Origin of the sequence: Faecalibacterium tardum (assembly GCF_040096515.1) — a bacterium.
GTDB lineage: Bacteria > Bacillota > Clostridia > Oscillospirales > Ruminococcaceae > Faecalibacterium > Faecalibacterium tardum.
This window is the reverse complement of sequence record NZ_JBBMEO010000051.1, coordinates 1-8,724: the sequence shown is the minus strand read 5'-3', so window position 1 is coordinate 8,724 and position 8,724 is coordinate 1. Positions and strand designations below refer to the sequence as shown.

12 protein-coding genes are annotated in these 8,724 nt (G+C 60.6%); 3 read left to right on the top strand and 9 right to left on the bottom strand.

The annotated features are described in order from the left end of the window. The first annotated feature begins 207 nt into the window (after nucleotides 1-207). The 3 genes from WMO44_RS14055 to ptsP all read left to right on the top strand — a co-directional run bounded on the left by WMO44_RS14055 (nucleotide 208) and on the right by ptsP (nucleotide 3,153). Complete coding sequence (locus WMO44_RS14055) at nucleotides 208-861, top strand: DUF4830 domain-containing protein (RefSeq protein WP_129872664.1); 654 nt, start codon at nucleotides 208-210, stop codon at nucleotides 859-861. Nucleotides 862-1,143: 282 nt separating this feature from the next. Further along, entirely contained in the window at nucleotides 1,144-1,407 is a 264-nt protein-coding gene (locus WMO44_RS14050) for an HPr family phosphocarrier protein (protein ID WP_005925323.1), read from the top strand. Between the two features lie 102 nt (nucleotides 1,408-1,509). Then, nucleotides 1,510-3,153: a phosphoenolpyruvate--protein phosphotransferase gene (gene ptsP, locus WMO44_RS14045; protein ID WP_349152949.1), complete on the top strand. Its 1,644-nt coding sequence runs from the start codon at nucleotides 1,510-1,512 to the stop codon at nucleotides 3,151-3,153. A 237-nt stretch (nucleotides 3,154-3,390) separates the two neighbouring features. Here the strand turns inward: ptsP and WMO44_RS14040 are convergent, their stop codons facing one another. The 9 genes from WMO44_RS14040 to WMO44_RS14000 all read right to left on the bottom strand — a co-directional run. Further along, nucleotides 3,391-3,876 (bottom strand): RNA polymerase sigma factor, encoded by a 486-nt coding sequence (locus tag WMO44_RS14040; RefSeq protein ID WP_349152948.1) that lies wholly within the window; start codon nucleotides 3,874-3,876, stop codon nucleotides 3,391-3,393. Between the two features lie 2 nt (nucleotides 3,877-3,878). Next, nucleotides 3,879-4,514: a zf-HC2 domain-containing protein gene (locus tag WMO44_RS14035; protein ID WP_349152947.1), complete on the bottom strand. Its 636-nt coding sequence runs from the start codon at nucleotides 4,512-4,514 to the stop codon at nucleotides 3,879-3,881. Nucleotides 4,515-4,600: 86 nt separating this feature from the next. Then, nucleotides 4,601-4,744, bottom strand: a complete 144-nt coding sequence (locus WMO44_RS14030) for a hypothetical protein (RefSeq protein WP_349152946.1) — start codon at nucleotides 4,742-4,744, stop codon at nucleotides 4,601-4,603. Continuing rightward, a complete protein-coding gene (locus tag WMO44_RS14025; RefSeq protein WP_349152945.1) occupies nucleotides 4,744-4,875 on the bottom strand; it encodes a hypothetical protein in 132 nt (43 codons plus the stop codon). The genes WMO44_RS14030 and WMO44_RS14025 overlap by 1 nt, the downstream gene beginning before the upstream one ends. Next, a complete protein-coding gene (locus WMO44_RS14020) occupies nucleotides 4,866-5,519 on the bottom strand; it encodes a hypothetical protein (protein ID WP_349152944.1) in 654 nt (217 codons plus the stop codon). The genes WMO44_RS14025 and WMO44_RS14020 overlap by 10 nt, the downstream gene beginning before the upstream one ends. 25 nt (nucleotides 5,520-5,544) lie before the next feature. After that, nucleotides 5,545-6,849, bottom strand: a complete 1,305-nt coding sequence (locus WMO44_RS14015) for a murein hydrolase activator EnvC family protein (RefSeq protein ID WP_349152943.1) — start codon at nucleotides 6,847-6,849, stop codon at nucleotides 5,545-5,547. A 112-nt stretch (nucleotides 6,850-6,961) separates the two neighbouring features. Then, a complete protein-coding gene (locus WMO44_RS14010) occupies nucleotides 6,962-7,150 on the bottom strand; it encodes a hypothetical protein (protein ID WP_055186669.1) in 189 nt (62 codons plus the stop codon). A 241-nt stretch (nucleotides 7,151-7,391) separates the two neighbouring features. Next, nucleotides 7,392-8,435 carry an A/G-specific adenine glycosylase gene (gene mutY / locus WMO44_RS14005; protein WP_349152942.1) on the bottom strand — a complete coding sequence of 348 codons (1,044 nt, stop codon included), beginning with the start codon at nucleotides 8,433-8,435 and terminating at the stop codon, nucleotides 7,392-7,394. A 41-nt stretch (nucleotides 8,436-8,476) separates the two neighbouring features. Next, the coding region (locus tag WMO44_RS14000; protein WP_349152941.1) for a hypothetical protein at nucleotides 8,477-8,724 on the bottom strand (248 nt) is incomplete at its 5' end.

The window sequence follows — 8,724 nt, the reverse complement described above, 5'->3', positions numbered from 1 at the left end:
TAGGGAGGGGGGAGTCGGAACACCCCTCCCTGCCTCTGGCCCAGCGGAGCGTCCCTGCACGCTTGCGGCAAGCAGAAGCTTTCCCCGCGGAGCGCGGCGGCCATTTAAAATCGTCCCCCTGCCGCAAAAACAGGGCATACTTCCCTGTTTTTGTGCATAAGCTGGTGGCAGAGTATACAAGCGCAAATGGCGGGGAGGCATGGGGATATGTTTGTGGTAACACTGAGCAAGACGAGCCTGAAAAAACTGGGAGCAGGGGCGGCGTGCTGCGCACTGGTGGTGTTCAGCGCCATGCTGGGGCGGTTCATCAGTACCCGGACGGTGGCGGTGGCTGCCCCGGTGAACCGTATCGAGAGCGCACAGGACATCCAGACATGGTTCACCGGCTACGGGCTGGAGGTGGACGGCGCGTCCATCACGGCGGATAAGGTCAAAATTCCCCGCAAGTGGGACGACAGCTTTTCCGCTTTCAACGGGGTGGTGCAGCAGAGCGGCATGGATCTTGCCCGCTACAAGGGCAAAACGGTGGAAAAATGGTCGGCGCTGCTTCCGGCGGCAAGCAACGGTGAGACCAGCCGCTACGGAGTGCTGCTGGTGTATAAAAAGAAGGCTGTGGGCGCGTATCTGCTGGAAAAGCCCTCCGGCACGGTGCTGGGGCTGCAGGACGCACAGAACGAGCTGGCAAAACAGACCTCCGGCGAGGATTACAGCGGCGACTGGGGCGAGCGGCACGACGAGCAGCTGACCGACAGCACCGCACAGCAGACCTCCGGCGAACCGGAGACAGAGCCCGAAGCCGCCCCGCAGGCAGCCCCCTACACCGAGCTGCCGCTGGACGCAGAAGGGTATCCCGTGGAATAGGGACGGTATTCGGGGAAAAAACGACCTTTTTTAAGCTCTTGTCCGGCAGTTGCACAAACTGCCTAGTTTTTACAAACGATTCGACAAAAATTAGACAAAGCACGGATTTTTGTAGCATCCGTATGTTCAAATATAACAAAAAATTCTTGTAAAAATCGGCAATATGAAACGGTGCAAAAAAACTGGTACGGGTTTATAATAGTAGTATACCAATCCCCGTTGGCAAAGCCATGTTCCGGGGCTGAATGTGCAGCCCGGGCAGAGGGATCCAGTAAGGAGAAAATGATTATGAAGGAATTTCAGTACACTATTAAGGATGCCTGCGGCATCCATGCCCGTCCCGCCGGTCTGCTGGTCAAGACCGTGAAGGGCTTTGCAAGCACCGCTACCCTCGAGAAGGACGGCAAGAGCTGCGATATGCGCAAGCTGATGGCTCTGATGGGCATGGGCGTCAAGCAGGGCGAGACCGTGACCATCAAGGTCGAGGGCGATGATGAAGAAGCAGCCGCAGAGGCCATCCAGAAGTTCCTGAGCGAGAACGTCTGAGCCGCGGCTTAAAAGCCGAGCCCTCGCGGGAAAACTGCGGGGGCTTTTTTGAAAAAACGCCGGGCGCTGCACGCCCGGCTGTAAGTGGAAGGAGAACGTGCTATGCAGGTAGGCACCGGCAAAAGCGTACTCAATGGCATCGCCATTGGCAAGCTGAAGATCTACAAGAAAAAAGATACCGCGATTTCCACCGCTCCTGTGGCAGATACTGCCGCAGAACTGGAGCGTTTTGAAGCTGCCCGCCAGAAGGCCATTGAGCAGCAGACCGCCCTGTACGAAAAGGCTCTGGCAGAAGCCGGCGAGGACATTGCCGAGGTGTTCAACATCCACGCCATGATGCTGGATGACGACGACTTTGTGGACGCCATCAAGGAGATCATCAACGGGCAGAAGATGTGCGCCGAGTACGCCGTCAAGACCGCCGGCAACAATCAGGCTGCGGTGTTCTCTGCCATGGATGACCCGTATCTGCAGGCCCGCAGCGCCGATGTGCTGGACATTGCACAGGCCATGCTGGACATTTTGCAGGGGGTGGACAACGCTTCCCTGCAGGGCACCGAGCCCAGCATTCTGGTAGCCGAGGATCTGGCTCCCTCCGAGACCGTGCGCATGGATAAAAGCCTGCTGCTGGGCTTTATCACCCGCGAGGGCAGCTCCAACAGCCACACCGCCATTCTGGCACGCAGCATGAACATCCCCGCCCTGATCCAGTGCAAGGACATTCAGGACGACTGGGACGGCAAGATGGCTGTGGTGGACGGCTACAACGCCTGTGTGTATGTAGACCCCACCCCCGACCTGCTCAAGAGCCTGAAAAAGCGCCAGCAGGAGGACCAGAAAAAGCAGGCTCTTCTGCAGGAGCTGAAGGGCAAGCCCAACACCACGCTGGACGGCAAGACCATCGACGTGTTTGCCAACATCGGCGGCATGGGCGACGTGGGCGCTGTGCAGCAGAACGACGCCGGCGGCGTGGGTCTGTTCCGCACCGAGTTCGTCTACCTGAACTGCAAGGACTTCCCCACCGAGGACTACCAGTTCGAGGCTTACAAGCAGGTGGTGGAAAGCCTTGCACCCCGCAAGGTGGTGGTGCGCACCTGTGATATCGGCGCAGACAAGACCGTGGATTACATGAAGCTGGATCACGAGGACAACCCCGCACTGGGCTACCGCGCCATCCGCATCTGCCTGACCCGCAAGGACTTTTTCAAGACCCAGCTGCGCGCGCTGCTGCGGGCTTCTGCCTACGGCAACATGAGCATCATGTTCCCCATGATCACCAGCCTGCGGGAGCTGCAGGACGCCAAGGCTGTTCTGGAAGAGTGCCGCGCCGAGCTGGCCGCCGAGGGCGTCAAGATGGGGCAGAACATTGAAGTAGGCACCATGATCGAGACCCCCGCCGCCGTGCTCATCGCGGACGAGCTGGCCGCCGAGTGCGACTTCTTCTCCATCGGCACCAACGACCTGACCCAGTACACCTGCGCACTGGACCGCCAGAACGCAAAGCTGGAGCCCTTCTTCAACCCCCATCACCCCGCCGTGCTGCGCGCCATCAAGATGACCATTGAAGCCGGTCACCGTCACGGCATCTGGGTAGGCATCTGCGGCGAGCTGGGTGCCGACACCGCCCTGACTGAGACCTTCCTGCGCATGGGCGTGGACGAGCTGTCCATGAACGCCAAGAGCATCCTGCCGGTGCGCAAGATCATCCGCAGTGTAGACCTGAGCAAGCCCTCTGAGAAGGTCTGAACCGCGGAAAAAATATTATTATAATTTGTGGCTCAGAAACGCCTGCGGGCGTTTCTGAGCCACTTTTTTTCACAGAAGGGGTCGTTAAACCCTCTCAGTCATCGCTGCGCGATGCCAGCTCCCCCGAAGGGGGAGCTTTATTTGTGCTGACCGGCAAATGCAAAAAGCTCCCCCTTTCGGGGGAGCTGGCACGCCGTAAGGCGTGACTGAGAGGGTTCAATCGCTGCGCATTCCCGATCATTTCCGCTGTTCCAGCATGGTCTGGATGCGGGTCTTGGCGCGGTAATAGGTCACCCGCGCCCATGCAGCATTGTGGCCAAAAATAGCCCCGATGCGCTCAAAGGGCAGCTCGCCGAACACTCGCAGGCTGAAAACCTCCTTGTAGGGTTCTTCCAGCGCGTGCAGACACTGGTGCACCGTAAAGGCAGCATCCTTGTCCACCAAAAGCTGCGCGATATCCGGGCTTTCGGCAGCTTTTGTTTCGGCATCCTCCAGCGGGGCGGCGTGCTTTGCGCGGCGGCAGTGGTCGTAGTAGGCGTTGCGTGCCACGGTGAACAGCCACGCCCGCACATCCTGCTTGCCGTCATAGTCCTCAAGGCCGTCCAGCGCCCGGAAAAAGGTCTCCTGCGTCAGCTCCTCGGCCAGCGTTTCGCTGCGGGTAAGCCCCTGCAAAAACAGGCAGACGTCCCGGAAGTAGAGCCGATAGATGGTTTCAATGTCCATAGTCAGCCCTTCTCAAACACGCCTTGTTCCTGTGTGACCACATCCTCCTGCTGACCGTCCCTGTAATAGCGGGTCTCATCGGCGCATTGCACCGTCAGCAGCTGGGTGCGGGAGACGGCGATCTCTGTGGACACGATCTCGGAGCCGGTCAGCTTTGTCAGCGCGGCATGGAGGCCGGGGAAGGTATACCGCATGGCCCGGACGGTGATGTATTCCTTGCCCCAGCTGAACCCGCCCTCGGTCTCCAGCCGGACGTTTTTGCCCTGCACTTCCAGCACACAGAGGTTTGCGCCATCCTCCTTTTTGTTGTAAGTCCAGATCTGCGCCTGTTCTGCCGTTACCGGCGTTTTTGCGCCGCCCATCCAGAACACCAGTCCAAACGCGCACAGCACTGTCAGAACCGCTGCCGCCGCTATGCGGATGCTTTTTTTCTGCAGGGTTTTTCGGATGCTCCGCAGCGGCGCATCCGGCTGGAGCTCCGGCTGCACCGGCACCGGCTTTTCCATCTGTTCCAGCTGGGCACGGCAAGCTTCGCACTCTGCAAGGTGCTGCTCCACCAGCGCGCTGCTGGCGGGGCTGGCAAGCTTTTCGGCGTACAGGGGCAGTAAGTCGCGGATCACGTCACAATCCAGTTTCATGGTCATTTCCTCCTTTGCGGGCTTTGTTGCGCCCTTTCACCCCAATAACGCATAAAGAGGAAAAATGTTACAGGAAACCTGCAAATTCACCCGACCGCAATCTTTTCCCGCAGCTTTTTCGTTCCTTTGAGGAAGAGCCATACCAGCACCCCCAAAAGCAGGCAGATGCCGGCGTGCATGGCAGCCATCATATAGTAGCCCTGAAAATCGAACCGCACCGCGCCGGCCATCAGGTAGGGCTGATGCCCCGCTTTGTATACAGGGTGACAAAGCAGGAGATGGCGTTGTACAGGCCGTACAGCCCCGCCGCTGCGCACACGATGACCCGCAGCAGCCTGCTTGTGATGAATCTTATGAACATAATTGCAGCTCCGTTCTCTCTCCGTCCTTGTAGCAGTAGATGCCGCCTGCGCGGGAGAAGTCCTTGTCCGCCTCCACGCAGTCAAAGGCGCTGAAAGCCTGTTCAATTTTTTCGGGCGTGCAGACAAAGCCCCGGATCTTCAGGGCAGCATCCTCGCCCACCACCGCGTTCCACAGATGGACCGACCAGTAGCTGCAATTTTTGTCCACCGTCCATTTATCGTGCTGTTCCATGTAGTCCTCGATGACCTTCAGCTGCTCTTCCCCGATATTGGTGCTCAGGGACAGTCTGCCGGTGTAGCGGCCGTAATTGGCGATATAGCACGGTTCCAGATCGAACAGCAGCCCCGAGAGCCCCGACACCGCCCAGACCGAGAAGGTGACCATCTCGCCGTCCGGGATGGCGCGGTCTTTCAGGTAGACCGTGTGCCCGGTGCGGTTGTCCAGCCCGATCCATGTATGCCCGAAACACTTGAGGAAGGGTTTGGATTCGCTCTTGCCGTCAAAGGTAGTGATGGAAAGGATAAGTCCCTCCTCCTCACAGGGCAGGGTGCGGGCAGTTTTGCCGGCGGCGCTGCACCACAGCCCAAGGGCTGCTGCGCATACCGAGAGCAGCACCGCCCATGCAATGATCCTCTTTTTCAATGTCGTTCCTCCTGCATCCTACGGCTCAGTCGTTTTCCTTCCAGAACAGACCGCCGGAGGTCTGGAACAGCAGGCGCGGGTTCACGCTTCTGCTGCCCAGCTTGAAGTCCATGGTCAGCTCCTCGCCCAGTGCGCCCACAGCCTGCCCCTTTTCCACGGTCTGTCCCCTGCTGACCGAAAGCTCCTGCAAGCCGTACAGGTAGCTGCGCAGCCCGCAGCCGTGGTCGATGACCACCGTGTTGCCGGTAAGTTCCAGACTGCCCGCAAACACCACCGTGCCGTTGGCTGCGGCGCGGCAGGGCGCGCCCGGGATGGTGTACAGCTTTGTGGAGTTGGAGCGGCTGCCCTGCTGGCCGTTCGTTACCTTGATTTGCCCGTAGTCCACCAAGGTCATGGAGTCCTCGGCGGGGGACACAAAGCCGCCCTGCCACTGCTTGGCGGTGACGGCAGCCTCGTACAGCGGCCAGATGGCGCTGCGGAACTGCGCGTTGGCGCTCTCCGCGGCGGGCTCTTCGGCCTCCACCTCCACCGTGCCAAAGTCCTTCGGCAGCACGGTCAGGGTGCGGGTGATGGTCTCGCCGTTCACCGTGATGTTCACCTCATGCCCACCGGAGGAGGCGTTATAGGCTGCCGGGATATAGGCGCGCCAGCCCTCGGCGGCGCGCACGCACTGCACGCTGCCAAGGTCGGTCTCGATGGTGGGCACGGCGTCTCCGGTCATGCCGGAGATGCGCACGCCCACCGTGCCGCCCTGCTCCACCCGCTCGGCGGAAAGCTCCACCTCCGCGCTGGCCTGCAAGGTGAACCGGAAGCTGTACCGGTACCAGCCCGTGGGCTTGGCGGGGCGCTCCAGACCCAAGTTTTTGCGCAGCTGCCCGGTGCTGCCGCCCTCAAACTGGGTGATGACCCCGCCCTTGGGCACACGCCATGCGGTCAGCTCCGCCTTATACTCGCCGTTCGCGGGGAAGAGGAAGTTCTGGTACTCCCCTGCGCTGCCCGCAAACAGCACATCCCCCGCCGCATTCTGGATGGTCAGGGCGGTGTAGCCCGTCCAGTCCGGCAACGTCAGCTCCGGGTGGGCGGTGTACAGCACCCCCAGCTTCTGCACGGTCAGGGTGGAGGGGCTGGCAAAGACCTTATCCAGCTGCCCGCCCAGCAGCGGCACCTGCCAGCAGGAGCCGTTCGGCTCCAGCGCCTGCCCGCCGAACTGCGCCGCCCCGTCCGGACAGCCGCCCTCGGTGGTAAAGGCATAGCTTACCCCCATCACAGCCGCCAGCAGCACCACCACACCCAGCGCCACACTGATGAGCCAAAGCAAAAAACGCTTCATGTTCCTTCTCCTTATGTACAAAAAGGGCGCACCGGGGCAAGTCCGTTCAGACAGACTGCTCCGTGCGCCCCGATGCGCTTATCTTCCCGGCAGTTTCCGGTATTTTGGGGAATTATTCTGCCTCGTCCTCAGCAGCGGCTTCCTCCGGCTCCACGGTTTCTGCGTCATCCTCGCCAAACAGCAGGCGCTCGTACTCGTCCAGCTCCTTCTCGCGGCGGTTCAGGTAAAGAGCCACAGCAGCCAGCGCACCAGCCACAGCAGCCAGAACAGCGATCACAGCGACCAAGCAAGATTTTTTCATAGATTCAGTACACTCCTTTTTGCAGTTGAAACGTTGTTTCAGCTTGATTTTTCCAGCGGGCGTCCCGCAAAAGGATCTTGATTCAAGCGGCGGTCAGCGCCGCCTTGTAGCTTTTATTATACCCGTTCCCGCCCAAAATTACAACCGTTGCACCCCAATTTTCACGCCCCGAAGGTGCTGCGGGGCGCAGTTTGGGCAGTGTGCCGGTTTTGGCGCGGTTCATTACAGCAAATTGCCAAAATCACAGCAGCAGCGGCTTATACGCCCGGAACGCCCCGGGCAGGGTGTAGGTGGTGCGCAGCTGCTCCCGGTTTGCCCAGACATAGCCCGCCGGGGCACTCTGCGCCGGAACGTGCAGCTGCACGCCGGACATGAGCCACTCGATGTGGGTAAAGATGTGCTTTGCGGCGGGCAGGGCGGCGGGAGCTGCCGTGCCGGTGTCCAGCCCCAGCGCCGCCAGCCGCGCCAGCACCTCGGCCTGCAAAAGATGCTCGTCCTCCCACAATACCGGCTGCCACAGCCCGGCCAGCAGCCCTTTTTGCGGCCGCTGCTGCACCAGAAAGCCCGCCGGGCTTTCCACAAGCGCCAGCGTTACCGGCACAATCTTGCGGGGCTTGGGCTTTGCCTTCTGGGGCAGCTGGGCGGTGGTGCCCGCCGCCCGGGCAAGGCAGACTTCTGCCAGCGGGCACTGCCCGCACAGGGGCGCGCCGTTGGGCACGCAGACCAGCGCACCCAGCTCCATCAGCGCCTGATTGTAGTCCCCGGCCTTTTCCGGCGGCTGATGCTCCATGACCCGGGCGGTAAAGGCCTTTTTTACCGCCGGTTCTGTAATCACACCCGGGTCATTATACAGGCGGGAAAACACCCGCAGCACATTGCCGTCCACGGCGGGCACGGGAAGTCCGAAGCTGATGGAGGCGATGGCACCGGCGGTATACTCTCCGATGCCGGGCAGGGCACGCAGGGCGGCATAGTCGGCGGGCAGCTGCCCGCCGTACTGCGCACAGACGAGCTTTGCGGCCTTTTGCAGGTTGCGCACCCGGCTGTAATAGCCCAGCCCTTCCCACAGCTTATGCAGCCTTTCCTCCTCGCAGGCGGCAAGCGCGGGGATATCCGGCAGCGCTTCCAGAAAGCGGTAGTAATACGGCAGCACCGCCGACACCCGGGTCTGCTGCAGCATCACCTCGCTGAGCCATACATGGTAGGGGGTGGGATCCTCCCGGAAGGGCAGGCTGCGGCGGTTTTTGTAAAACCACTCTAAGAGGGCGGGCGAAATGTTTTCCACTTGTTTTGTGCTCCTTGTTGAAAAGTCAGGCGTTTTACGATTCAGAATTGCCTCCGCTTTGCTCTGGCAATATTCAGCGGAAGAATTATTTTTATTTCGCGTTTGTCGCGCTCTGCGGAGCGCTCCAAACGCATTTTCACGGGAGAGGTCGTAACGGGAAACGGCATTTGCAGCGCCGCTTTCTGCAAAAGCGCGGCGCTGCGGGCGGGCGTTTGCTCCCCCGAGAGGGCCGACTTCCCCCGGCCGGGGGAAGATGTCACCGCAGGTGACAAAAAGGGGAATCTGTCGC

Coding starts and splice junctions, on each gene's coding strand:
- WMO44_RS14055 (WP_129872664.1), top strand. CDS start 208: ATGTTTGTGGTAACACTGAGCAAGACGAGCCTGAAAAAACTGGGAGCA.
- WMO44_RS14050 (WP_005925323.1), top strand. CDS start 1,144: ATGATTATGAAGGAATTTCAGTACACTATTAAGGATGCCTGCGGCATC.
- ptsP (WP_349152949.1), top strand. CDS start 1,510: ATGCAGGTAGGCACCGGCAAAAGCGTACTCAATGGCATCGCCATTGGC.
- WMO44_RS14040 (WP_349152948.1), bottom strand. CDS start 3,876: ATGGACATTGAAACCATCTATCGGCTCTACTTCCGGGACGTCTGCCTG.
- WMO44_RS14035 (WP_349152947.1), bottom strand. CDS start 4,514: ATGAAACTGGATTGTGACGTGATCCGCGACTTACTGCCCCTGTACGCC.
- WMO44_RS14030 (WP_349152946.1), bottom strand. CDS start 4,744: ATGGCCGGCGCGGTGCGGTTCGATTTTCAGGGCTACTATATGATGGCT.
- WMO44_RS14025 (WP_349152945.1), bottom strand. CDS start 4,875: ATGTTCATAAGATTCATCACAAGCAGGCTGCTGCGGGTCATCGTGTGC.
- WMO44_RS14015 (WP_349152943.1), bottom strand. CDS start 6,849: ATGAAGCGTTTTTTGCTTTGGCTCATCAGTGTGGCGCTGGGTGTGGTG.
- WMO44_RS14010 (WP_055186669.1), bottom strand. CDS start 7,150: ATGAAAAAATCTTGCTTGGTCGCTGTGATCGCTGTTCTGGCTGCTGTG.